Genomic DNA, 24481 nt, shown 5'->3' with positions numbered 1-24481 from the left:
ATTGAATTACTCCTATAAATATATGTGCTGAAACTTACTTAATCTGTCATTGAACCTGAATTTTGGCAAATTTCATAAAAAGCTCGGGCAGTGCCTCGTGCTGGCCGTGCAATATGGTAAAATAAAAATACCGCTCGATATTCAGGCCTTCCACATCCACAATGCGGCATTCTTTGTGATGCAGCTCTTTCAGAACGGCATGAACCGAAAGGAACGCCATGCTGTCGGAATGCAGCATGTACAGTTTCATGCTTTCACTGCCGCCCAGCTGCATTTCATTGTTCAGGTCGGCAATGCTGATCCCGATTTCCCGCAGTGCATGTGCAATAACTTCCAGCGTTCCCGAACCCGGTTCCCGCAAAAGCAGCGGAATCTGTTTCAGCTTTTCAGGCTTGATAACGGCTCCTTTTACCAATGGATTTTTAATGGCCGCCACCAGCACGATTTCGTCTTTCAGGAACTCGGTATATTTGATCGCTGCATTTTTGGAGTATCCTTCAATCACGCCGAGATCAATTTCCTTGTTTTGCAGCGCCTGCTCTATTTCCTCTGTGTTTTTAATGGTAAGCGTAATTTCCAGATTCCGGAATTTCTTATGAAAAGCAGCCAGGATCGGCGGCAGGATATACTGTGCAGCCGTTGTGCTTGCACCCAGCCTCAATTTGCCGCTCTGCCGCTGCGACAAACTGTTGATTTCAAATTCAAGATTACGGTAAATCTCAAATATTTGCTCACTATGCTGCATCAGGATTTCTCCTGCTCTGGTCAGCTTGATCCGGGAGCCGTTCCGGTCAAAAAGCTTTGTATTCAGCTGGTTTTCCAGTTCGTGGATGTGCTTGGTAACAGCAGGCTGCGTTATAAACAGTTCCGCTGCCGCCTTTGTGAAGTTCAGGCGTTTTGCAACGGTATGGAAAACGTGTAACCTAAAATCAAAAACCATTATATATTTTAAAACACTCGACGAAATTCTTCAGTAAAAATCTTGCATTCATTTTATATGGAATGTCAATGTTACGGTTTGAAACCTTGTCATTTGCCGGCAAGTACTGAAAACAGATTGAAAACACTGAGGTAGAAACCGGAAACAATATGACATTTTTTCCAGATAAATCATTGTTTAAACATCAACTAAGCCTATTTTACGCATGATAAACTGAAAATGTGACAGATCAAAATGTCAATTTTTCACCTTGAATTTTCTGGTATGAAATTTACTGTTTATGCTGTATGAATGTTTAATACTTTCATTTACTTATTAGATAATTTATTATTTAACAATTAAAACAGGAGGTAATTATGTCACTCATCAGAAAAAACAGGGATATGTTCCCCGTATTTCCGGCTTTATTTGATGACTTTTTAAGCCGTGATCTTTTTGACTGGAACCAGTCCAACTTTTCATCCACAAGCACCACGGTTCCTGCCGTAAACATCCGCGAATCAGAAGAAAACTTTGAAGTTGAAATGGCTTCGCCGGGCATGGACAAAAAAGACTTCAACATTCGTCTGGACGGCAACACGCTGACGATCTCTTCGATGAAGGAAAATAAACAGGAAGAAAATAAAGAGCATTATTCCAGAAAAGAATTCAGCTATCAGTCTTTCCAGAGAACATTTGTCCTTCCAAAGGACGTAGTCGATGAAGACCGCATCAGCGCGCAATATGAAAACGGACTTTTGAAACTGTTGATTCCGAAGAAGGAAGAAGCCAGGCAAAAGGGACCAAGATTAATTGAAATATCCTAATATAAAAAGTAAGAGGCTCTGACAGAGCCTCTTACTTTTTAGTTTCTCAAGCATTATACTGTAATCTTCACAGCCTGCCTCGCAATCAGAATCCATTTTCCACCCTGCTTGTGCCATACCTGTAGAACTTTCAGGTTTGCCGATCCCGGCGATTTTCCGGCATCATGCGTTTCAGCCGTAAAAACATGCCGTACAATGGCAGCATCGCCTGTAATTTTGATTGTTTGTTCAGTCAGGTTTATTTTCTGAAAATTGAACTTTCCGCTCATCAACGAAGCTGTAAAAGTTGCCTGATCTTCCACGAGGCCGTTGGAATGTCCATAGCTAAGATCCCTGGAAACCAGCTTTGAAAGTTCATTTTCCTGCGGGTCAACAAGCTGCACACGTAACGCTTCTACAGCATTGGCTACTTCGGCCTCCTCTTTTCCTTGTGCAAACGCATTGGACAAATTCAATGCTAAAAACAAAAAGGTTATAAAAGCACTTTTAAAAACGGAATAACGGTTCATCATATCTGGTGTAAAATGCTGGTTGTGTTGCTGTTCATCATATTAAAGTACCTCAAAAACCTTTTTTTACTTATGCATTAAAGTTCTTCATTAATGCGATCCGTGGACAAGAGGCTATTGAAAATAAAGCAACATGTAACTGAATACGTTGAAATGCTCCTGACATCATTCCAGTAACCCTTTCACCTTCAGATCATCGAAGATTAATTTGGCCACATCCGAAACTTTTTCCCGATCGGAGTAGGAAAGCCAAATCACTTCTTCAATTTCGGCAGATGGCACGATTTCGCCAATTCCGGATGCGGTGTAGCAACGCATATTCACCATGATGCCTTCGGACTGCCCATGTGCCTGTGCACGAAATTCGCCGTAAAATTGAACAGAAGCCGGATCCAGTTTCAGCGTCAGTTCTTCTTCAATTTCCCTTGCCAATGCTTCGGAATCCGTTTCGCCGGGTTCGCGCTTGCCGCCGGGAATGTAATAGATCCCGCGTCCTTTGCTGCGCGCAGCCAGGATTTTTTTATCTTGTAACTTTATAAAGGCCAGTTTATCAATCATTCTAAAAGCTTTTTCTTTCCGGCAAACATAGCAAATTTTACTATGCTGCTTAGCGACATGTTCATTCATCACAAGGTATGTTGCCGTAACTGTTGAAATTCATACCTGTTTGTAATAAAACTTTCCAACTATTTTCCGTTCAGCCAGGTCTTGCTACTTTAAGCCGGCAGGTTCAAAAATCGACCTGTTTTATTGCACTGTTTTTATTCCGGAATTTTCTTTCATTCATTTCCAACCATTACGCTCATGAAAAACATGGATTTTAAAGGCAGGCTTCTATCATTTCTTGCAGTAACTGTTCTGGTATTTGCTTTGTCCTGCCAAAAAGAAGATCCGAAGCCCGATTGCGGCTGTGACGGAAAAACTTACAAAAAAGTGGAAAATGCAAAAGCCGTTTATCACGGACTTGGAACTTTTACAATAGCGGAAGAAGCTTCATCAGGAAATATTTATACGATTGCCTGCGAAGCGGACTCAACGTGGCAAAAAAGTGCTGATCTGAAAATTCCGGATTATATCATCAGCGGCAATCTGAAATCAAATTGTTCCTTTGGTCCAACACTGATTGCGCTGCCTGACTACATCCAGATTACTGCCATCAAAAAGCAATAAACAACGCTGTAAAATCCGGTTTATCAACTCCTGCTTAACAGCTTTTCAAAGCATATGCTGTTTTCTACATTGATGTACTGGCCGTAATTCGGAATTTGCCGGTAACCGCATTTTTTATAAAGTGCAATGGCATCGGGCTGTCTTTTTCCCGTTTCGAGAACGCATCTTTTAAACGACATTTCACCGGCCCAGCTTTCCAGTTCGGACAGGATTTTCCCTGCAATTCCTTTATTCCTGCATTCCGGCGAAACGTACATGCGCTTCACTTCCATGGCTTCGTCCTCAAACACTTTGATAGCGCCGCAGCCCACAGGCTTTTCATTTTCATAAGCCAGTACGACATGCCTGATTTTGTCCACTTTATTGTACTGCGAGTAAAACGAATGATCGTCACCGTCCGTTACCGCAAGGTATGCATCCAGCAACTTTACTAATGAAATAAAATCCGGATTGTCAGAATCGGTTCTTTTTAGAATAATCATGATTGATTGAATGTGTGTGTTGATCAAACTATTTTACAGCTTAAAAATGCCGTTAATTTAAGCAACATTTTTTTCAAGCTTAATTTTTATCAACGGGTTTTTGATTAAAAAAGCAAACCCAAACCGACTCTGTTTAACGCAATTCTTCCAGTTCCACAACCTTGGCCGTTTTCGTGAGCAAATGAATAATCAGCCAGGCAACAAGATAAGTGCAGCCGCAGATCGTAAAAATGATGTTGTAGCCGCCGGCGAGGTTTCCTGCGGCTTTGTAGGTATCCAGCAAACTGCCGATCAGAATCGGAAACAAAATACCGCCTACGGCACCGGCCATGCCGCCGATACCGACTACCGAACTCACCGCCTGTTTGGGAAACAGATCCGACGGCAGGGTAAAAACATTTGTAGCCCACGCCTGATGCAACGCCACTGCCAGACTGATCAAGCCGACGGCGGCCCAGACATTTCCGGCAAACTGGATCAGAATGACGGACAATTCCAGAAATGCAAATGCAAGCAAAACCGTTTTCCGCGCTTTCAGAGTCGGCCAGCCTTTTTTGATCAGCCACGATGACAAATACCCTCCGCCGATACTTCCGACTGTTGTTGCGGTATAAATCAGCATCAGTTCCAGACTCGGTTTTTTAAGGTCCAGATTGAAAGTCGATGCAAAGTAGGAAGGCAGCCAGAACAGGAAAAACCAGTAAATCGGATCAATAAGCCCTTTTCCGGTTATATATGCCCATGTTTGCGGGAATGTAAAAAGCTTGATCCATTGAACCGGCTGCTTTTCAGCTTCATTTTCATCCTGATCCTGCCCGCTTGTTATGTAATGCAGTTCTTCGGCGCTGAGCCTTTTCTGCTTTGAAGGAATGTCGTAAAAAATAAGCCAGAAAACCAGCCACACAAATCCCAGCGCGCCCGTAATCCAGAACACTTCCTGCCAACCGTAATAATTCAGTATCCAGGGCACCAGTAAAAGCGCAACGACTACGCCAATGCTCGTTCCGGCGTTAAAAAGTCCCGTTGCCAGCGCACGCTCCTTTCTGGGAAACCATTCTGCCACCGTTTTGACAGCTGCCGGATAATTCCCGGCTTCGCCCAACCCCAATCCAACCCGCGCAATGCCAAACCCGAACGCGCTCCGGGCGACCGCATGCAGCATACCGGCAACACTCCAGAAAATGATCGTAATGGAATACCCCGTTTTGGTCCCGATTTTATCGATAAGCCAGCCGAAAAGCAGCAGACCGACGGCATAAGCCGCCGTAAAAGCCATGACAATCCGCGCAAAATCGGTTTCCGTCCAGACAAATTCCTTTTCCAGAATGGGTTTCAGCAAACCGATAATCTGGCGGTCGAGGTAATTGATTGTCGTGGCCGTGAAAAGCAAGATCACAATGATCCAGCGGTAATTTCCGGAAGTTACATTTTGCATCAGACGGAGAGTTTGCTGTGAAATTGCCGGAAATGCGTTTTCAGCGCATCCCAGTTTTTTTCCTGAATCAGTTTTTTGTCAAAAAGCTGTCCGCCGATGCCGAGTCCATTGGCGCCGGCTTTCAGGAATGCAGACATGTTTTCAAGGCTTACGCCGCCGGTCGGAAGCAGTTTAAGCTGATTCATAGGCGCTTTCAGATCTTTAATGTACTCAGGCCCGAGCGAAGTGGCCGGATAAATTTTCACCATACTGGCGCCCAGCGTCCAGGCATTGTAAATTTCCGTAGGCGTAAATGCGCCGGGAAAAACGGGAATATTTTTTTTGACGCAGGATTTGATTACTTTTTTATTAATGACCGGTGTCACGATAAAATGGGCACCTGCTTCCAGTGCCGCTTCCAGATCATCTTTGGTACAAACCGTTCCCGCACCGATATTCAGGCCTTCGCTTTCATTTTCCAGCGCATACCGGATCATTTTGGAAGCGTCGGGCGTATTCATGGTGATTTCAACGGTTGTAAGTCCGGCTTCGCGGAAAACGGGAAGAATACGTACCATGTCTTCCATTGCAACGTTTCGGATAATGCCGACAAGCGGTGCCTTTTGGAACAGCTCCCAGGAAAATTTACTCATAAGTTCAGTTTGTTCAATGTTAATTTCTGATGCTCAAAAACCTTGATCTGACCGGCTGTTGCGGACCTATCCACGATTTCGGAAGGTACAATTATAGTTCTGTCCGGCAGGTTCAATGTTTCGATGGCGGTTTTGTATAATTCGTAAAGATTTTTTCCGCTGCATAATACCAGTTTCCATTCCGTTTCTTTTAGCAAGTGCCGCAGCTCGGACCCGATCAGCAGTCCGCTCAGGAACATGGCATTCTGTTTTTTATTCATTAAATGAAAAAGCTGGTTCGTTCTTACTGTAAAAAGCGCATTTAAAATACTGGCAACACCCGATTCTTCAATCCCGGCCTTGAACGGTTCCAGCATTTCAGGCGAAAGATTTACCTGATTTTCAACTTCCACGGAATCTTTTAATATACTCTGACCCGCCATCAGATTAAAAACTTCACCCGTCATGAACGTTTTAAACTGCGTAAGCTCGCCTTGCTTCACGTACAAATGTTTGGAATGCGTTCCCGGAAATAGGAATATGGCATTTTCCTGATATGGAAAATCGGTAAGTTCGGCTACACCGATGAGCTGTGTTTCTTCTCCGCGCATGACATCATGATGGCTGCTTACGCCGGATAACAGCATGATTTCATTGTTAAAACCTTCCTGTTCACCAAAATGCTTCATCAGAATACTGCTGCCGTTCAAAGCAAACGGAAGCTGCGCATAAGGAATTTCCTGCATACCGATGGATGAAGACGCCATGCCTGACAAAATAACCGTAACTCCATCGAGATTCATGGCAAGTTTTTGTGACAAGATCCTGATCTGTTCGGCCAGTTGCTGCCTGAAATAAATTTCACGCGGGATGCCATCCAATGCTTTCCATGAACTGTATGTGTAGCTGATTCCATTCTGCGAAATCACTTCGCCAATCAGCGAATTGTCCGTTCTGTTTACCAGCCGCAGTCGGAAAGATGTAGTGCCCCAATCGCAGCTTAACAAATATTTCTCCATGTTATCAGGTTGAGTTATGCCGCCAAAACTTCACGTATTTTAAATAAAAGGCTTTGATATATCCAGTTTTCTGACCCGCAGTATACGAATTCCGGCGCCATTAAGGAAGCGCAAAAGCAACATAGCTTCCACCGGACTTCAATCCATACCGCGTACCGCCGGCAGCAATAACAATATACTGCTTTCCGTTCACCATGTACGTGGCCGGTGTTGCAAAGCCGCCCGCAGGCAGTTTGTATTCCCAGACGACCTTTCCTGTTCTGGTATCAAAAGCCCTGAGTTTTTCATCATACGTTGCCGCAATGAACAGCAGTCCGCCTGCTGTTACGATCGGGCCGCCGTGATTTTCCGTGCCGGTCGGCGGAATTCCTTTGCCGGTCAGTTCGGGGTACTCGCCCAGTGTTACTTTCCAGAGGTATTCTCCCGTGTTCAGGTCAACGGCATTCAGCGTTCCCCACGGCGGTTTGATGGCCGGATAATTATCCTGATCGCGAAACTGGACATTGCCGTTGTTGACAAATGGCGGAGCATAAGGAAAATCCGCACTTTTCTGCGCCGCAATTTCCGGAGTCTGGCTGTGAACGTCATTGGCTGCCGGCTTGCTTTCCATATTCAGCAAAAAATCGATAATAGCATTCCGGTCGTCCTTTGCAATATGCTGAAAAGAAGGCATTCTTCCGCGTCCCGTTTCCAGAATGGCCGCAATCTGCTCCCGGCTCAATCTTTTGCCAATGTCTTTCAAAACAGGATAAGCCTGCGGACCCGCCGAAGCCGTTGCATTTCCGGTCGTTGTAGCGTGGCAAGCCGTACAGTTGGTATTAAAAAGCACCGCTCCTTTTGACAGCGTTTGTCCATTGTTTTTTTCCCTGCTGTCGCGCATTTTCAGCCACCAGAGCATGTTGTTGCCGTTTACATACATAATCCCGTTCGGATCAGCGGCTGTACCGCCCCACTCTGCCCCGCCTCCGATGCCGTAAAGCAGCCCTCCTTCCAGACTGGGCAATTCATTTTTCGGACCTTTGCGGCTATTAGTATAGCGGTCCAGTACGTAGGCGTGTGCTTCCGGCGTACGCGTTGTAATATCTGCTTCGGTCAATTGCTGATTGGCAAACGGCGCAGGTCTGGACGGAACGGGCTGCGTAGGCCATGGATTTTCACCAGGCAAGGCGTTGGCAACAGGCGCCGCCACTTCTTTGACCGGAAATAACGGTTTGCCTGTATCCCTGTCAAAAACAAAAATGTAGCCGTCTTTGGTCGCCTGCGCTATGGCATCTATCCTTTTACCATGATGCTTCACGGTGATCAGATTGGGCGGACAAGGAATATCGCGGTCCCATAAGTCGTGATGTACAGTCTGAAAATGCCATTTACGTTTTCCTGTTTCCGCATTCAGTGCAATGACGCAGTTTGCAAAAAGGTTGGCACCTTTTCTGGCGCCTCCGTAAAAATCCACCGAAGGCGAGCCGGTTCCCAGAAACACCGTTCCGCGCTTTTCGTCCAGAACCATTCCCGCCCAGCAATTGGCGCCGCCCAGTTTTTTATAGGAATCTTCTGACCAGGTTTCATACCCGTATTCCCCGGGAAGCGGAATGGTGCGGAAAATCCAGGCGAGCTTGCCCGTACGAACATCAAAAGCGCGGATATGGCCCGGCAGTGCATCGCCGCCTTCGGAAACGGACGAGCCTGTAATCAGCAGATTTTTGTAGATAACGCCGGGAGTCGTGTTGCGGATGTTGAAATTGTTCAGGTCGTAACCATACGTTTCCTTGTCGCCAAGACCTTCGTGAAAATCGACTTCGCCGTTTTTACCAAAACTTTCAACGCGTTTTCCGGTATTTGCATTTATAGCGAATAAAGAAGATCCGGCGGTATAAAGAATTCTTTTGTCATTTCCATCGGCCCAGTAAACAACGCCGCGCACCGGATGAAACCTCGGCCTTTTGCCTTCAAACGGATCGAATTTCCACAGTTCTTTGCCGGTTGCTGCTTCAATGGCAAATACTTTCAGTTTCGGTGTGGTGCCGTATAGAATGCCGTCAATAATAATGGGCTGGCATTGCATGTCCATGCCTCTTTCATCGGCATTGCTGTTTTCACCGGTATCGTAAGTCCAGGCGAGTTTCAGGTTCTTAACATTTTCTTTATTGATCTGTGTTAAAGACGAGTAACGGTTTCCAGCCTGATTGCCTCCGTAAACCGGCCAGTCCTGATCCGGCCCGGAAAGTTCTTGCTTCCTGTTTGCGAAAGTCCATGCGCAGATCAGGAAAAGTAACGACAGGTAAAAGATATTTTTCAAGGGTTCAGAAATCATTTTAAAAGTAAATGGATCTTGCTGATGAAAATAAAGTCCTTACCGATCCGGAAAGTGAAAAACCTATATTTCAATTAAATACAACGTTCCGGGCATTTTATGCAGAGCATAAAACGTCCGGAACGCAGGCTCATCAATTCAGGTTCGGGTTTAGCGATGTGTCGGAATAAGGCAGCGGAAACCAGTAATTGGCTTTGGTAATGGCGCGTATTGGCTGAAGATCGTCCGGACTTTTATTCGCGTTGGCTTCTTCTACTTTTTCCAGACGCACAAGATCAAACCAGCGCGTTCTTTCACAGGCAAATTCCCATGCACGCTCCTGCACCACTTCATCGGCAAATCTGGCGGCAGTAAGTCCGTCTGCGGCAGACAAAGGTTTGGTTCCGGCGACGCGGCCTCTGAGCCGGATCTGGTTCAGCGCATCATACGCAGCCTGATCCGGGCCGCCCGTTCCGCGTGCTTTCGCTTCGGCATAGATCGTCAGGACATGCGCATACCGCATCATCACCGACGGCAACGAAGCCTGATACGTGGAAATATCGCCTTTGATATACCATTTTTTATAATAAGGATGTTTTGTCAGACTGTTTTGCCACGGGATTTTAGTACCTGAAAGTCCGAACTCGGTGCGGAACGTCGCATCTTTTCTTGGCCCTGCGGGAAAATTGTTAAAGAAATTCAGCTCGGCATACATATCGTCCCAGCCGCCTTCTTCTCCGGGCATGGTCGTTAATCCGTACGTGGAATTGCCGGAATCGCCGCTTGTGAAACCATTGATCTGGAACACGGCCTCGGCTGTTCCCGTTGAGGCCGGATCATTTTCAAAGACAGCAGCAAAAGTCGGCAGCAGCTGAAATCCGTATGCAGCTTTGTTATCGATTACTTCTTTGGCTTTGGCGGCTGCAAGGTCGTATTTATCAGTCTGTTTCAGCGGCCATCCGGCCATTGTCAAATATACATCCGCGAGATATGCCTTTGCGGAACCTTTATTCGGCCTGCCCGGATCACGTTTGTTATTGGGCAGATTGGTTTCAGCCACTTTCAGATCGGCCACAATCAGTTCGTAAACCTGCTCGGGCGTAGACTTTCCAATACTCAGCAAATCAGCGGAATACTCGCCTGCGAGCACCAACGGAATATTTCCCCAGAAACGCGTAAGCCAGTAATAGGAAAACGCACGTATAAAATGCGCTTCTCCGACAATGATATCAATAGCCGCTTTGTCGCCAACCGTTTTTTCATAATTATTGATCACATTGTTTGCGCCCTGAATAGCTTTGTAGCAGCCGTTGTAAACGGCATTGGAACGCTGGTTTGTGGTAGAAACATTGAACTGGTCAAACTCGCGCCAGTCGGCTTTGTTGCTCGCGGGATGTGTCGTCACATCATCGCTGCCCAGCGTTGCGGCATTGGCAGACGGATGTATAAATCCTCTCGACCATTGCGAAGCCAGACCTTTGTAAGCGCCCGTCAGTGCAGATTCCAGTCCGTCCTGTGTGGATAAAACGTTGTTGCCATAAAGCAGCCCAGTTGTATCTTCTTCCAGATAATCTTTGCAACTCGCCCCGGAAAGCAGCAACGCGGCAAGCAGGAATGTGTTTATTTTTTTCATTTTATATTCAATGTGAAATGTCAGATGTGAAATACTGGCCATGAAGTTGTCATGGGTTGTTAGTTGGTTGGTTGTTGAAAACTGGTCATTTTTTGTCAGATGATTGTTGGCCGTTTTCAATGATTAATTGCTAACAGCTAAAAGCTAACAGCTAGCAGCTAAAAGCTCAAATTGATTCCCAGCGTATAAACTTTTGCATTCGGGTACGAGCCCCGGTCGATGCCGATGGCGGTGTCCGTTCCGGAACCTACATTGCTGGACTCAGGGTCCGGACCGGAATAGTTGGTAATGGTAAACAGGTTCGTCGCACTTCCGAAAATTCTGATGGCACCTTTGTCACGCAACAACGCGCTCGGAAGATTGTATGCAAGACTCACGTTTTTTAACCGGACAAAACTGCCGTTTTCAAGGAAGCGGCTGGATTGCGTAAACGGCTGATATGTTTTGGTAAATGCAGGAATATCCGAATCCTCGTTGCCCGGACGGTAATAATCCCTGATTTCGGTCAGCAAAAACTGACGTGCTTCACCGGAACCGGACATGGCGCCGGCGCGGGTATAATTCAGCTTGTCAACACCGAAAACGCCGTTTACAAAAACATTCAGCGTAAAAGCACCATAAGTAAAGGTGTTATTCCATCCGCCGGTCACTTTCGGGAAAGCGTAGCCGATTACCTTGAAATCATCCGTTGTAATGCTGTTGTCACCGTTTACATCTTCGTAATGCGGATCACCCGGAACACGGCCCTGCTTGGCTGCTTCGTCGGCTTCATTCGGTTTGAAGGTCCCGAGGTAATTCAATCCCCAGTAAGAACCGAGCGGCTGGCCGGGCATCAGCATGAATTCATTCGTAATAGACATGCCGCCGCCTGCTCCCGTTCCGGTTCCGATTCTTGGCAATCCGCCGAGATCCAGCACTTTGTTTTTCAGCGTAGAAAAATTCAGGTTGGTTTCCCAGCCGAATCTGCTGCCCTGCACCGGCGTTCCGCCGATGGAAAATTCAAATCCTTTATTCTCGATTTCACCGATATTGCGCGTTTGCGTTCCGCCGCCGGCATAGTTCGGTATGGATACATTCAGCAAAAGGTCTTTGGTGTTTTTATGAAAATAATCCGCTTCCAGCCGTAACCTTCCGTTCAGGAATTCCATTTCAATACCTACGTCGGTCTGCCGCGTGGTTTCCCATTTCAGATCCATGTTCCCGGCATTGCCCTGGATTACGCCGGCCGTGATGCTGTTGTTGTTGAACGCCACATAAGTTGTGTTGTAAGAAGACAGCGTAGCGTATGGATTAATCGCCTGGCTTCCTGTCGAGCCCCAGCTGCCTCTGAGTTTCAGGTTACTGAAAATGTTCAGGTTCTTGATAAATTCCTCTTCCGACAAACGCCAGCCAATTGCAACGGAAGGGAAAACACTGTACCGGTTTGACGGGCTGAACTTGGACGAACCGTCTCTTCGGATGGCCGCAGTAAGCAGATATTTGTCTTTGAATGCATAGTTTACACGTCCGAGAAATGACAGCAACGTCCATTTCTGAAAACCGGATGCTACGGACGCTGCGGAATTTCCACCGATGTTGTCATAACCCAACTGCGGGAAACGCAAACCGGTGGCATTGGCCGAAAAGTTCTTGTTGGTATACTGCTGTGTTTCCAGAACGGCCACTGCATTGATCGAATGGTTTCCAAGCGTTACATTGTAGTTTAATGAATTGGTGTTCTGAAGCGTTACCTGATCCGAGGAATAACGACCGGCATTCGGAACATTGTTTGCAATTCTTGGCCCGTTAAAATAGCTGTTCTGGCCATCGAGGTAATTAACCGCATACTGAAGATCGAGTGTCAAACCTTTAACCGGCAGTTGATAATTCAACCCGCCGATGGCATTGACATTGAATTTAGTGGCATCATTGGATCGGTCGTATAAGTTATCCAGCGGACTTCTTGAAACGGAACCGATCGGATCCGCGAATGTCGGAAAACCGTCTGCTCCGTAAGCCGGCGTTGTCGGTGCCCATTGCAAAGCTTCGATCAACGCGCCGCCGCCATCCGTATTGTGATTCAGCGAATGTGCTCCCGAAAGATTGAAGCGCAAAGCCAGTTTGTTATTCACCTGCGTGTTCAGGTTGGTACGAAAAACCAGACGTCTGAAATTGCTGTTTTCTACAATCCCTTTCTGATTAACATAATTTCCCGAAACCAGAAACGTCGTTTTTTCATTTCCGCCGGTAATGGTAATCTGCTGTTGCTGACCTCGTCCGGTGCGATAAACCAGATCCTGCCAGTCCGTACCGCCATTTGATTTGTAATTGGCAATCTGCGCTTCTGTGAACGGCGGCGTTGAGCCGGTTGCGAGTGCGCGTGCATTTACGATTTCGGCAAATTCACCCGCGGGTAAAAGGTCAAATTTCTTGATCACATTAGAAACACTTCCCTGACCTTCGTAAGTTACTTTGATGCCTCTCGCTCCTTTTTTCGTGGTGATGATGACGACGCCGTTTGCGCCGCGGCTGCCGTAAATGGAAGTGGAAGCGGCATCTTTCAAAACCTGAATGGATGCAATGTCATTCGGATTCAGCAGGTTGTAATCTGCTCCGATGTAGCCGTCGATGACGTACAGCGGATCATTGTTTCCAAGAACCGAGTTTGCGCCGCGAATACGGATTCTGGAATCACCGCCCGGCGAGCCGTTGGATTGTGTAACCTGCACACCCGTCGCACGTCCCTGTAACACCTGATCCAGACGTGTAACCGGCTGCTGCGCAAATTCTTTGGTAGAAATAACAGACAATGCGCCGGTAACATCGGTTTTTCGCTGCGTTCCGTACCCTACAACCACAAGCTCGCTCAGGCTTCTGGATTCCTGCGTCAGCTGAATATCAATGACACTGCGGTTATTGATTGCGACGGTCTGACTTACATATCCGATAAAGGAAAAAACCAGCGAACCGGATGCCGGCGCATTGATCACAAAGTTCCCTTCCCCGTCGGTAGCCGTTCCCTGCGAAGAGCCACTCAGCAGCACGTTGACGCCGGGAAGCGCCGCATTGTCCTGATCCGTCACCTTTCCGGTTATCCGGCCATTCTGGGCATAGGAATAACCGGCCCCAATGTAAAGGTTCAGCAAGATTAAAACTACGTATTTTCTCATTTTGGAATAGGTATTAAGTTACATTTTTAGTAGAAAAATTGCAATTCAAACTGATCTTAAAGTGCTTTTTTTAGTTATTTCAAAGGGTTTATCAAGGATGGCAAAGCAGGTGAAATGTGGCAAAGCAGGTGCAAATGCCGCTAATGGGAAACTGTAACTAAATGCAGTAAATCTGTAACGCTGTCACCAGTCTACAACGGAGCCGTCCAGCGCATTGTAACTTTCCGGATTTTTCCAGTCGTGACCGATCATTTCCTTCATTTTGTCTTCGTCCAGTTCAATGCCGAGTCCGGGCGTCTTTGGCACCATAACCGTTCCGTCTTTCTGAAGTTTAAAGGGATTTTTCAAATAACCTTCCCCCAACGACACCTGTTCCTGAACAAGGAAATTGGGAACGCTTGCGGCGAGCTGCAGGCCGGTCGCAAGCGAAATCGGGCCCATGGGGTTATGCGGTGCGATGGGAACGTAATATGCTTCGGCCATCCCTGCAATGATCCGGCCTTCAGTAATTCCACCCGCATGGCAAAGATCGGGCTGGACAATGCTGGCAGCGCCTTTTTCAAGGATTTCGCGAAAGCCCCATTTGGTAAAAATCCGTTCACCGGTCGCAATCGGAATATGCATTCCGCGGGCGATATCCACCATGGTATCCACATTCTGCGCCTGACAAGGTTCTTCCACGAACATGGGCTGATATTGTTCCAGTTCTTTGATCAAAACCTTGGAAGTCTGCTGGGAAATGGCACCGTGAAAATCAATGGCGATATCCATTTCCGGGCCGCCAGCTTCGCGCAGGGAAGCAAAGTTGTCGGCAGCGAATTTGATAAAAGCCGGATTTTCAACAATGTTGGCCGGGTTCTTTTTGGCTACGCCTGTTTTGATTACGGTAAAACCTTCTTCCTTACGCTTTTTCATATCTTCGGCATTGGCAGCACGCCCGTAAACCCGCACGCGGTCACGCGTTGGTCCGCCGAAAAGCTCATGAACGGGAACGCCAAGCAATTTGCCTTTGATATCCCATAAAGCCTGATCAATACCGCTCAGCGCGCTCGTCAGTATGGGGCCGCCGCGGTAAAAAGCATGGCGGTAAATCGCCTGCCAGTGATGCACAACCTGCCTCGGATCTTTGCCGATGAGATAAGGCTCCACTTCCTGAATCGCTGTTTTGATCGTGAGCGCACGTCCTTCCAGCAGCGGCTCGCCCAAACCGAAGATGCCGGAATTGGTATGAATTTTCAGGAATATCCACCGCGGTTTGACCAGAAATGTTTCCAGCCTGGTGATTTTCACACTCCCGTATGCACTGAACGGCAGCGGCGCGGATGCATAAGAACTTTTGGGCAAAAGCATGGTACCCATCGCAGCAACGCCGAGTACGGCCTGAATTGCTTCCCTGCGTGACATGCCGGTTTTTTCAGATTTTTTCATTTATCTAAACATTAACATGGATTTGCGTAATGCTGTTTTTAATCTGTATTCAACCAATTTTATTTACCTAAAGGCTGTAAAGTTTGGATAAGCGTAATTGTCACCAGTTATGGATGGCTCCGTCGGGACTTTTCAGAACGGGATGCGGGAACCTGGTCTTTTCTTTCACTTCCATGACAAACGTGGCTTTTTTAGGATCGAATTTCACACCCAGACCGGGACTGTCATTCAGGTATAATTTGCCATTTTTGAAATTGATAAAATCCTCATTGAAGTACGGCGGACGTTCCGGCTCGCCGCCGCCCAGCTCCATCAGGCAGCGCGCCGGACTGCTCGAACCCAGAATATGCACCAGCGCGGCCGTTGAAAGCGGTCCGGTAAAATGCGGAATCATGCCTACATAATGCGTTTCGCACATGGAAGCAAGCTTTTTAAACTCTCCTATTCCACCGGTGTTCGGTACGGTAAAGCGTGTATAATCGATCAGGCGGTTTTCAATCAGTTCATTGGTATCCCAGCGGTCGCCAAACTGCTCTCCGACTGCAATCGGCACTTTGGTCATGGTTCTTACTGTTTTGTACACACCGGGGTTTTCGGAACGGACGATGTCTTCCACAAAGTAAGGTTCAAGCGGTTCAAGCGCCGTGCAGATTTTCAGTCCGTCCGTCATGTCAAACCTTGTATGCAGATCGATTGCCCATTTTCCGCCGCCTCCGACAGCAGCATCAATTCTTTTACAGAACTCAATCGTCTTTTTTACATTGTCATAAAAATCAAACGGCTCTTCTCCGTTTCCGCCCGTCGGCCCGATCCGGTAGGCTCTTAATCCAGCTTCAATGCAGTCTCTGGCTCTTTCTTCTTCGGTTTTGGCCTTGGAAGCACGAAAACCCGTGGCATAACACTCGACATAATCACGGGTAGCACCGCCAAGCAGTTCGTACACCGGAACATTCAATGCCTTGCCTTTAATATCCCAAAGCGCCATTTCCAGCGCTCCGAGCGCATGCAGTTTTTCTCTTCCGGGCGGATAAAACATGCCGCGGTAAACGTTCTGCCAGATGTGTTCAATCCGGAAAGGATCTTCACCGATCATCATTTGCGCACACTGCTCGATCATGTCTTTGGAACCTCCTTCCCCGATTCCGATAATCCCGCCGTCGGTTTCTATTTCGACGATTCCGCGTGCCTGATTGAAAAGGGGTTTGTTGTAGCCGGGCGCTGCATAATACCGGATTTTTGTAATTTTCATTCTGGAAGCCGCCTCTGTTTTCAGGACGGGCAGTCCGGAAAGGACCGCAGCGGTGCCGAGAGCGGCGGATTTGAGAAAGTTTCTTCTTTGCATGGGTTTGGATTGGGCTGTTGGCTTTTAGCGATTTGGGTTTAGCGATTCGGTTGGTTTTTTAGGGGGCCCCGCCAGGGCCGGGTTTGCATTGGTTATGTTTTGCTACAAACAGGGGGCCCCGCCGGGGCCGGGTTTACATTGGTTTTTGTTTTGCTACAAACAGGAGGCCCCGCCGAGGCCGGGTTTACATTGGTTTTTGTTTTGCTACAAACAGGAGGCCCCGCCGGGGCCGGGTTTGCATTGGCTTTGTTTTTGCTACAAACAGGGGGCCCCGCCGGGGCTGGCTTTACATTGGTTTTTGTTTTGCTACAAACAGTGGGCCCCGCCGGGGCCGGGCGGCTCCGGAGGAGCCTTCTGTTTCTAGCACTATGCTTGACGATTGTGGTTTTGGGCTCCGGAGGAGCCTCCTTATTTTACGTACTAACTTTTCCTATTCAATGAAATACATCAGCAAACTAACCCGAAATCCATCCGGATTTCACCTTGGAAGAATCGCGGGCGATGAGTTTTGCCTCCATCAAAACCTGCTTCATTTCTTCATCGGGATTTTTCAGCTTTTTCAGAAGGTACTCCACCGCCGTTTTACCCAACATTTCCAGAGGTTGCCGCAGATAAGTAATCGGACAGTAATAAAGATCAAATACTTCTGCCTGTCCAAAACTGACAATGGCAAGGTCTGACGGTACTTTCAGCCGCAGTTCATTGATGTATTTCAAGCCGTTAATTGCCAGACCGTACGTTGCGAAAATGATCGCCTCTACCTTCTGATCCGATGAAAGAAGTTCCTCAATCGCAACTTTCACTTCCTTTTCCATCGTTTCAAAACGGACTTCTTTTAACCAGTCGTCCTGAAATTCAATACGGCTATCCTGCAATGCCTGCCGGTACCCGCGTATGCGTTCCTGCATGTGGTACATTTCCGATTTGTAGGCAATCAGTCCGATGCGGGTGTAGCCGCCGCTGATCAGGTGAATGCCCGCGTCAAAGGAAGCCTTGTAATTGTTGGTAGCCACAAAATCAGTCTGGATATCCGGAAAGTGCCTGTCAAGCAGAACAAACGGAATATTTCTTTCTTTCAGATACATGATCTGGTTTCCTGAACCTTCGCAGGAAACGATGATAAAGCCGTCCACTTGCCTGTTGATCAGCACCGTTATAAGATCCCACGCTTTGTCTGCATTTTCGTCGCAGCTTCCGATGATGACCGTATAACCACTTCGCTTGGCTTCATCTTCCACCACTCTGGCAATGTTGGCAAAAAAAGGATTGGATATATCAGCAATAATCAGCCCGATCGTATGCGTTTTCCCGCTCCGCAAACTCTTTGCCAGGTGATTGGGCTGGTAATTCAGCTCTTTCGCCAATGCCCTGATCTTGCCTGCAATGGCTTCTCCTACCCGGGCTTCCTTTTCTTTCCCGTTCAGAACATAGGAAACCAGGGCCGTCGAAACGCCGGCTTGCAGGGCTATGTCTTTCAGGGAAACCTTTTTCATATTATGGCCGAACGAGGGTTCCGTCAAATTTTCTTACCTGCCAGTTGGATTTGGTCGTGATCGGATACTTGGCCGCTTCTTTTTCATTAATATCCACGCCGATTCCGGGTACCTCGTTGACAGACATATAACCGTTTTTCATCGTCGGGCAGCCGGAAAATACTTCGAGTGTTTTGTCATTGAACGACACTGCTTCTTGAATGCCGAAGTTCCAGACAGCCAGATCAATATGTGCATGTGCTGCATGGCCTACAGGTGAAACATCGCCGGGGCCATGCCATGCGGTTCTGATGTTGAACCATTCTCCGAGCCTTGCCACTTTCATTGCAGGTGTTACACCTCCGATCTGGGAAACGTGAATGCGGATATAGTCAAAATACAGGTTCACCATCGGCTCCAGAAATTCGTTGATGTTGTTGAACAGCTCGCCCATGGCAATCGGAACCGAAGTAACCGCCCGCAGCTGCTTGAACCATTTCATATTTTCGGGAGAAAACGGATCTTCGATAAAAAACGGATTGTATTCTTCCAGCTGTTTGATCATGTTGATGGCGTTCATCGGCTGAACTCTTTCGTGAATGTCATGCAGCAGTTCTATTTCTTCTCCGCAGCTTTTTCTTACCGCAGCAAACAATTTCGGAATGGATTTGAGATACGTATTTTCATTCATAAAGCTGTCCGTTGGTCCGCCGAAGTTTTCATTCCTGAAATCCGGCTTTTCAACAGTGCTTCCGACTGCGCCATAACCGCCTTGCTGAATACGGATGAACTTATAGCCTTTTTCCATGATGCTTTTGACACTTTCAACCGTTTCTTCGGGCGAGTTGCCGTTGGCATGCGTGTAGCAAGGAACGGCAAAACGGACTTTACCGCCCAGAAGCTGGTATAACGACATGCCCGCACGCTTTCCCTTGATATCCCAAAGTGCCTGGTCCAGACCGCTCAATGCGTTGTTCAGAACCGGTCCGTTGCGCCAGTAAGAGCTCACGTAGGCACCCTGCCAGATGTCTTCGATGTTATCGACGTCCTTGCCTGCGCAGAATTCATTCAGATACGTATTGATGGCCACAATGACAACGGCTGCCCGCTGGGTAAAAGTAGCGCAGCCAAGTCCGTAGAGTCCGGGTTCGGACGTTTCCACTTTTACCACAATCAGGTTGGATCCCTGCGGTGCGGTTGCAATGGCCCGGACACTCTTGATCGTTACGGGTTTCATCGCTTTGGCATAGTTCGGAATGCCTTTTTCTTCGCGTGCTTCTGCAGTTGATATGCCGCCGAATAATCCGAGCAAGCCTGCCGAAGTGCTCATGCCCAACGCTTTCATTGTATCGCGACGACTGATTCCACTTTTATTCATGAACTTTTGGATTGTTAAAAGGTTAAAGATTCAGGAGTTATGTTTTTACAATTGATTTACTTTTTGTCCCACCATACTCTGGTGTTCAGATCATTCGGTCCCTGCCTTGCATTGGCATCATTGACATTCTGAAGGTTCACAATAATTTCACTGTCGGGATAAGGCATGCGGCGGATAAAGTCTTCCGTAATTTCAGCACCGGGATACGGATTTTTCTTCAATGCAGGATAACCGCTTCTGCGGAAGTTGGCAAACAGCTCGTTCCCGTCCAGAAAAGAGGCGACCCAGTATTGCGTGTTAATCTGTTCCAATGCTTTGGTCTTATCCAGCGGATGGGCTTTAAGATACGTTTGTATGGCCGCTTCCGGAATGGCCGCAGCGGGATCGTACAAAGCCATTTGTTCCAGATTGGCACGAATGCCTTTTGAAAAATAATCTGCCGGCTCGCCTGTAACCCATCCGCGGACAGCCGCTTCTGCCAGTAAAAGCTGGTTCTGGGCATACGTAACGTGAAACTCGGGCGCATCCAGTTTCAATACCGTTGTCAAGTTCACCTGACTGAAATCCCACAAACTTGCCACGCCGTTTGCTGTCAGTACGGTATTGATTGTTACGTCATTATAGCCCATCGGCATGCCGACCTGAACTTTCGGATCGGATGAAGCCCGGGTGGCGACCTGCTCCGGACCGCCCTTGGCGCCTACATAACGCACGGCAAATACGGGCAATCGCGGATCGTTGTTTTCCTTTAAATAATTGACAAACGGCGCCGCAAGGTAAAAGTTGGTCTTCTCGCGTGCCGCAAGGTGATTGGCAATGTAATTGTTGTAAATCGCCGTATGCCGGATCATGGAATTGTCTGCGTTGCTTTCAAATAACCCGCCGGCAACTGCTTTTGCCACGTAGGTTTTGGCCATGGCTTCGTCCACTTTCGTGAGGCGCATGCCCGCTCGAAGCATTAGTGAATAGCCCAGTTTTTTCCATTTCGCAACGTTTCCGCCATACAGAATATCCGTTGTAACCGCAGGCTGGGAAACGTCCAGTGCAGCCGAAGCTTCGTCCAGTTCTTTCAGAATATCCTTGTAAATGGCTTCCTGCGGATCATATTTCGGTCTGATGATTTCATTGATATAGCCTTGCCCGGCTTCAAAATACGGAACGTCGCCGTATGTATCCGTCAGGATCATGAATGCATACGCTTTCCAGATTCTGGCCGTATGATAAATATTAGCCTGCATAGGATCGTCCTTGGTCTGCGTGGTGACGGCAACCAGCTGTTTGATCACATTCCGGTAAAAATTCACCCACACCAGCGGCGAATTTGCATTGTTGTACTGGTTGTAATTTCCGCCTGACAAAGAGCTTCCGTAAGGCGTAACAATCTGTTGGACAATGGCAAAATTGTAGGTCAGCATGCCGAGTGTCGAAAGTCCGTCGAGGTAAGTCGTGCTGATGATGGCCTTGTTCAGGATGAGCGACGGCGCCAGGGAAGTCGGATCAACTTTGTTGGTATTGATCTCGTCAAACCCTTTATCGCAGCCCGTAAGCGAACCCAGCAGAAACAAAACGGCAAGTATGGATTTTAATAAAGTCTTCATATTTTTCAGGAGTTTTGAAAACAGTTTGACGATCAGAATTTCACATTCAGATTGAATCCGATGCTCCGTGTCGGCGGCAAGCCCGGCCAGAAATCAAGTCCGGTCGCGTTGTCCGACGAGTTCAGCACTTCTTCCGGGCCCATATTTTCGGTCCATTTTTTAATGATCAGCACGTTGTTCGCAACGGCGCTCAGTCTCAGCCCTTTGATAAAGAACTTTTCAGGAAGCAGTTTGCCGAGATCATAGCTCAGCGTGATCTGCCGCAGTTTCCAGAAACCGGCATTGAACACAAAATCTTCGTTGACGCCCAGCGGATTAATGGATTCATAAAAAGGCTGCACTGCCGCTTTGGTCTGATTGATTTCCCCGTCCGGATTTACGCCGTTACCGATCACGAAACCTTCCGCTCGCCCCGGCAGCGTTCTTTTGGACAATCCGTGGCGCATGTAATTGATATTCCGACCGGCAATCATTTTATGACCAAGCTTGAAATCAATCAGTGTGGAAAGCGTGATTCCTTTGTAAGTAAACGTGTTTGTGATTCCGCCAAAATATCTTGGAAGCGCATTTCCGACGTTCATCAGCGTATTGTTCCGCAGCGGCATTCCACTGTTTTTGTCAAAAACCTGCCTTCCTGCTTCATCCCGCAGATATTTGAATGTATAAAGCTGGCCAAGCGGCTTGCCTACGACCATATTCAGCGTACGACCGCCTCCGCCGCCAACTGTTATGACCGTATCTTTTTCAGCAAGACCGAGTTTCAGTACTTTCGAAGTATTGTAAGATGCATTGAAGCTGACATCCCAGCGAAAATTTTTGGTGTTCACCGGCGAGCCGCTGATCAGCAGTTCAATGCCTTTGTTCATGCTGCGCCCCACATTAATGAGCTGGGCCGTATAAGAGGAAGCATCCGAAATCTGTGCGGCAAGAATCTGATCGTCAGTCGTTTTATGATAATACGTAAAATCAAACCCGATCTGGTTGTTGAACATTTTCATTTCCAGTCCGGCCTCGGCTTCCTTAATCCGTAACGGACGCAGGTTTTTATTGGGAACAGTGGATGCATTGATCCCGCCGACCGGCACAAGCTGGCCTGACGGATTCGGAAAGGAATTATTGTCAACGGAATAGTACAATGCATTGGAATACGGGTTCACGTTATCCGAACCCACTTCCGCATACGCCGCTCTCAGCTTGCCGAATGTAATCCATGCCGGCAGGTTTGTAATGGCCTGTGAAAAAACAAAACTTCCCGTAACAGACGGATAAAGAATGCTGCGATTCTGAGGCGCAAGTGTTGAAAACCAATCGTTTCGGGCGGTAACATTCAGGTATAAAAATTCTTTATACGAGATTGTGGCGGCACCGTAAAGCGAATTGATTTTCTTTTCCGAAAGACTGTACAACGGGTTTTTCACGCGTCCGTTCATAACTGTGTACAAGCCCGGCTGAATAAAATCCTGTACCGTTACGCTGTTGTAATCCATGCGAGCATAACGCTGGTTTCCGCCGAGCGTAACGTCCAGACCGATGCTGCCGAACGTATGGTTTCCGCCCAGAATGAAATCCAGGTTCCGTTCCGTATTCCTGCGGATATCCTGCGTGTAAGAACCGTTTACATAACCGACCGGTGCTTTTGCAATCGGCGCATAACCGTTCGGAATGTTGTAATCCTGTCCGCGTACGTAGAAATCCTGCGCAATGCGGCCCTGCAGATAAAGCCAGTCTGTAAACTGATATTTCATGGCCACGTTACCGAAAATACGGTCGCGGTCGATGTTTTCAAAATGGCGGCTCAGCGAGTAGTACGGATTATTTCTGACCAGAAACCTTGAAAACACAAATTCATCTCCGTTCGGCAAAGTCTGGTTCTGCTGCAATGCTTCAAATGGCATGGAATTGGCCAGCGTAAAAAGGACTGTTGAAACGGCAAAGTCCTGTGTATCAATCTGCGGCGGGTTTGTATTTTTCTCTTTTGAATAATTGATGTTGCCAAAAACATTAAGCTTTTTAGAGATATTCTGTGTAAAACCCAGATTTACAATTTTCCTGTTGAAGGTATTATTCGGTAAAATTCCCTTGTTCTCCGCATTGGCAAGCGAAAGGCTGAAACCGCCGTTAGGGCCGTTATTGGAAACGGTAACCGTATTTGTCATGTTCGTGCCCGTCCGGTAAAACTTCTTCACCCGATTGAAGACCGGTTCGTAAGGCCATGTTTCGTTGTCAAAAAGCACTTGCGTCATGCCCGGTTCAAACTTTTCCCCAAAACTCCATACTCCGGATGTCGGCATTGTAGCAGTCGGCCTTTTTCCGCCTTCGCCCTGTCCGTATTCATATTGAAAATCAGTAAAATCCAGCGGTGTATCCGTTGTGAAATTGATATTGTAATCCACACCGATCCCTTTTCCGGTACCGCGGTTTTTGGTCGTGATCATGACTACGCCGTCTTTGGCACGCGAGCCGTAAAGTGCGGCCGCGGTTGCACCTTTCAGAACGGTCATGGATTCAATGTCATCGGGATTGATACTGGAAAGTCCGTCGCCGCCGTCCGAAGCATTGGCCGATCTGGAACCGTAATCGCCGCCGCCTGCATAATTGGAATTATCGATCGGAACGCCGTTTACAACAATAAGCGGACTATTCTGACCGCTGAATGAAGACTGGCCGCGAATACGGATTTTGGCCGTTCCGCCCGGGCCGGTCGATAAAGAGGAAATGTTGACACCGGCCATTTTTCCCTGCAATGAACTGACAACGTTGGGTGTACGGTTGGTTGAAATCTGGTCGGCGTTGACGGTGGCAGTAGCATAGCCGAGTGTTTTGGCTTCCCGTTTGATGCCCAGCGCCGTCACGACCACTTCATTCAGGTTTTTTGATTCCTGAGCAAGTTCCAGATCAATAACCGATCTGGAATTGATGCTGATTGTCTGGCTGATATAACCTATAAATGAAAAAACAAGGCTTGCACCGGCCGGCGCATCAATGGCATATTTTCCTTCCGAATCCGTTACGGTTCCCTGCGACGAACCGCTGATCAGAATGTTGACGCCGGGCAAAGGCTCCTTATCCTGCCCGGTTACAATGCCTGTTATCCGGCTGTTTTGTGCATCAGCAACGGTGCATAGCATCGATAACAGAAAAATGATAATTGTAGAAGATTGTCTCATCATAACCAATTGTACATTAGAAATGTAAATCAAACCACATACAGAATTCCCC

Annotated in this window: 18 protein-coding genes; 2 read left to right on the top strand and 16 right to left on the bottom strand. The window is 47.5% G+C overall.

The annotated features are described in order from the left end of the window. Positions 1 to 46 precede the first annotated feature (46 nt). Positions 47 to 940: a LysR substrate-binding domain-containing protein gene (locus FEM55_RS11650; protein ID WP_138281488.1), complete on the bottom strand. Its 894-nt coding sequence runs from the start codon at positions 938 to 940 to the stop codon at positions 47 to 49. 356 nt (positions 941 to 1296) lie between these two features. On the opposite strand from FEM55_RS11650, the gene FEM55_RS11645 reads away from it, so the two are divergent. Further along, complete coding sequence (locus FEM55_RS11645) at positions 1297 to 1746, top strand: Hsp20/alpha crystallin family protein (protein WP_138281487.1); 450 nt, start codon at positions 1297 to 1299, stop codon at positions 1744 to 1746. Between the two features lie 53 nt (positions 1747 to 1799). Here the strand turns inward: FEM55_RS11645 and FEM55_RS11640 are convergent, their stop codons facing one another. Continuing rightward, the gene (locus FEM55_RS11640) at positions 1800 to 2258 is read right to left on the bottom strand and encodes a nuclear transport factor 2 family protein (RefSeq protein WP_229209208.1); all 459 of its coding nucleotides are present in this window, start codon (positions 2256 to 2258) and stop codon (positions 1800 to 1802) included. 162 nt (positions 2259 to 2420) lie between these two features. Beyond that, a complete protein-coding gene (locus FEM55_RS11635) occupies positions 2421 to 2813 on the bottom strand; it encodes an NUDIX hydrolase (protein WP_138281486.1) in 393 nt (130 codons plus the stop codon). Between the two features lie 246 nt (positions 2814 to 3059). Between FEM55_RS11635 and FEM55_RS11630 the strand changes: the two genes are divergently transcribed. Further along, positions 3060 to 3425: a hypothetical protein gene (locus FEM55_RS11630; RefSeq protein WP_138281485.1), complete on the top strand. Its 366-nt coding sequence runs from the start codon at positions 3060 to 3062 to the stop codon at positions 3423 to 3425. Between the two features lie 23 nt (positions 3426 to 3448). Here the strand turns inward: FEM55_RS11630 and FEM55_RS11625 are convergent, their stop codons facing one another. From FEM55_RS11625 to FEM55_RS11565, 13 genes are all read right to left on the bottom strand, one after another. Then, positions 3449 to 3907, bottom strand: coding sequence for a GNAT family N-acetyltransferase (locus FEM55_RS11625; protein ID WP_138281484.1), 459 nt, complete (start codon positions 3905 to 3907; stop codon positions 3449 to 3451). A gap of 133 nt (positions 3908 to 4040) precedes the next feature. Continuing rightward, positions 4041 to 5342, bottom strand: coding sequence for an MFS transporter (locus tag FEM55_RS11620; protein WP_138281483.1), 1302 nt, complete (start codon positions 5340 to 5342; stop codon positions 4041 to 4043). Beyond that, positions 5342 to 5974, bottom strand: coding sequence for a bifunctional 4-hydroxy-2-oxoglutarate aldolase/2-dehydro-3-deoxy-phosphogluconate aldolase (locus FEM55_RS11615; RefSeq protein ID WP_138281482.1), 633 nt, complete (start codon positions 5972 to 5974; stop codon positions 5342 to 5344). The genes FEM55_RS11620 and FEM55_RS11615 overlap by 1 nt, the downstream gene beginning before the upstream one ends. Then, a complete protein-coding gene (locus FEM55_RS11610; protein ID WP_138281481.1) occupies positions 5971 to 6972 on the bottom strand; it encodes a 2-dehydro-3-deoxygalactonokinase in 1002 nt (333 codons plus the stop codon). The genes FEM55_RS11615 and FEM55_RS11610 overlap by 4 nt, the downstream gene beginning before the upstream one ends. Before the next feature lie 100 nt (positions 6973 to 7072). Then, the gene (locus FEM55_RS11605; RefSeq protein ID WP_138281480.1) at positions 7073 to 9283 is read right to left on the bottom strand and encodes an outer membrane protein assembly factor BamB family protein; all 2211 of its coding nucleotides are present in this window, start codon (positions 9281 to 9283) and stop codon (positions 7073 to 7075) included. A gap of 133 nt (positions 9284 to 9416) precedes the next feature. Further along, positions 9417 to 10895: a RagB/SusD family nutrient uptake outer membrane protein gene (locus FEM55_RS11600; protein ID WP_138281479.1), complete on the bottom strand. Its 1479-nt coding sequence runs from the start codon at positions 10893 to 10895 to the stop codon at positions 9417 to 9419. 158 nt (positions 10896 to 11053) lie between these two features. Further along, positions 11054 to 14044: a SusC/RagA family TonB-linked outer membrane protein gene (locus FEM55_RS11595; RefSeq protein WP_138281478.1), complete on the bottom strand. Its 2991-nt coding sequence runs from the start codon at positions 14042 to 14044 to the stop codon at positions 11054 to 11056. 183 nt (positions 14045 to 14227) lie between these two features. Then, positions 14228 to 15472 (bottom strand): galactonate dehydratase, encoded by a 1245-nt coding sequence (dgoD, locus tag FEM55_RS11590; RefSeq protein ID WP_138281477.1) that lies wholly within the window; start codon positions 15470 to 15472, stop codon positions 14228 to 14230. Between the two features lie 100 nt (positions 15473 to 15572). Beyond that, positions 15573 to 16814, bottom strand: coding sequence for an enolase C-terminal domain-like protein (locus FEM55_RS11585; RefSeq protein WP_138281476.1), 1242 nt, complete (start codon positions 16812 to 16814; stop codon positions 15573 to 15575). 455 nt (positions 16815 to 17269) lie between these two features. Further along, positions 17270 to 18307: a LacI family DNA-binding transcriptional regulator gene (locus tag FEM55_RS11580; RefSeq protein WP_138281475.1), complete on the bottom strand. Its 1038-nt coding sequence runs from the start codon at positions 18305 to 18307 to the stop codon at positions 17270 to 17272. 1 nt (position 18308) lies between these two features. After that, on the bottom strand, positions 18309 to 19664 hold the full coding sequence (locus FEM55_RS11575) for an enolase C-terminal domain-like protein (RefSeq protein WP_138281474.1): 1356 nt from the start codon (positions 19662 to 19664) through the stop codon (positions 18309 to 18311). A gap of 56 nt (positions 19665 to 19720) precedes the next feature. Further along, complete coding sequence (locus tag FEM55_RS11570; protein WP_138281473.1) at positions 19721 to 21262, bottom strand: SusD/RagB family nutrient-binding outer membrane lipoprotein; 1542 nt, start codon at positions 21260 to 21262, stop codon at positions 19721 to 19723. Between the two features lie 32 nt (positions 21263 to 21294). Further along, positions 21295 to 24429, bottom strand: a complete 3135-nt coding sequence (locus tag FEM55_RS11565; RefSeq protein ID WP_138281685.1) for a SusC/RagA family TonB-linked outer membrane protein — start codon at positions 24427 to 24429, stop codon at positions 21295 to 21297. Positions 24430 to 24481: the final 52 nt, after the last annotated feature.

The organism is Dyadobacter sediminis, assembly GCF_005860765.1.
Taxonomy (GTDB): Bacteria; Bacteroidota; Bacteroidia; order Cytophagales; family Spirosomataceae; genus Dyadobacter; species Dyadobacter sediminis.
This window is presented reverse-complemented; position numbering and strand designations above follow the sequence as displayed.

What these genes read in the sequence shown, in the direction of transcription:
- FEM55_RS11650 (WP_138281488.1), bottom strand. Translation starts at nt 940, where the DNA reads ATGGTTTTTGATTTTAGGTTACACGTTTTCCATACCGTTGCAAAACGC.
- FEM55_RS11645 (WP_138281487.1), top strand. Translation starts at nt 1,297, where the DNA reads ATGTCACTCATCAGAAAAAACAGGGATATGTTCCCCGTATTTCCGGCT.
- FEM55_RS11640 (WP_229209208.1), bottom strand. Translation starts at nt 2,258, where the DNA reads ATGATGAACCGTTATTCCGTTTTTAAAAGTGCTTTTATAACCTTTTTG.
- FEM55_RS11635 (WP_138281486.1), bottom strand. Translation starts at nt 2,813, where the DNA reads ATGATTGATAAACTGGCCTTTATAAAGTTACAAGATAAAAAAATCCTG.
- FEM55_RS11630 (WP_138281485.1), top strand. Translation starts at nt 3,060, where the DNA reads ATGAAAAACATGGATTTTAAAGGCAGGCTTCTATCATTTCTTGCAGTA.
- FEM55_RS11625 (WP_138281484.1), bottom strand. Translation starts at nt 3,907, where the DNA reads ATGATTATTCTAAAAAGAACCGATTCTGACAATCCGGATTTTATTTCA.
- FEM55_RS11620 (WP_138281483.1), bottom strand. Translation starts at nt 5,342, where the DNA reads ATGCAAAATGTAACTTCCGGAAATTACCGCTGGATCATTGTGATCTTG.
- FEM55_RS11615 (WP_138281482.1), bottom strand. Translation starts at nt 5,974, where the DNA reads ATGAGTAAATTTTCCTGGGAGCTGTTCCAAAAGGCACCGCTTGTCGGC.
- FEM55_RS11610 (WP_138281481.1), bottom strand. Translation starts at nt 6,972, where the DNA reads ATGGAGAAATATTTGTTAAGCTGCGATTGGGGCACTACATCTTTCCGA.
- FEM55_RS11605 (WP_138281480.1), bottom strand. Translation starts at nt 9,283, where the DNA reads ATGATTTCTGAACCCTTGAAAAATATCTTTTACCTGTCGTTACTTTTC.
- FEM55_RS11600 (WP_138281479.1), bottom strand. Translation starts at nt 10,895, where the DNA reads ATGAAAAAAATAAACACATTCCTGCTTGCCGCGTTGCTGCTTTCCGGG.
- FEM55_RS11595 (WP_138281478.1), bottom strand. Translation starts at nt 14,044, where the DNA reads ATGAGAAAATACGTAGTTTTAATCTTGCTGAACCTTTACATTGGGGCC.
- dgoD (WP_138281477.1), bottom strand. Translation starts at nt 15,472, where the DNA reads ATGAAAAAATCTGAAAAAACCGGCATGTCACGCAGGGAAGCAATTCAG.
- FEM55_RS11585 (WP_138281476.1), bottom strand. Translation starts at nt 16,814, where the DNA reads ATGCAAAGAAGAAACTTTCTCAAATCCGCCGCTCTCGGCACCGCTGCG.
- FEM55_RS11580 (WP_138281475.1), bottom strand. Translation starts at nt 18,307, where the DNA reads ATGAAAAAGGTTTCCCTGAAAGACATAGCCCTGCAAGCCGGCGTTTCG.
- FEM55_RS11575 (WP_138281474.1), bottom strand. Translation starts at nt 19,664, where the DNA reads ATGAATAAAAGTGGAATCAGTCGTCGCGATACAATGAAAGCGTTGGGC.
- FEM55_RS11570 (WP_138281473.1), bottom strand. Translation starts at nt 21,262, where the DNA reads ATGAAGACTTTATTAAAATCCATACTTGCCGTTTTGTTTCTGCTGGGT.
- FEM55_RS11565 (WP_138281685.1), bottom strand. Translation starts at nt 24,429, where the DNA reads ATGAGACAATCTTCTACAATTATCATTTTTCTGTTATCGATGCTATGC.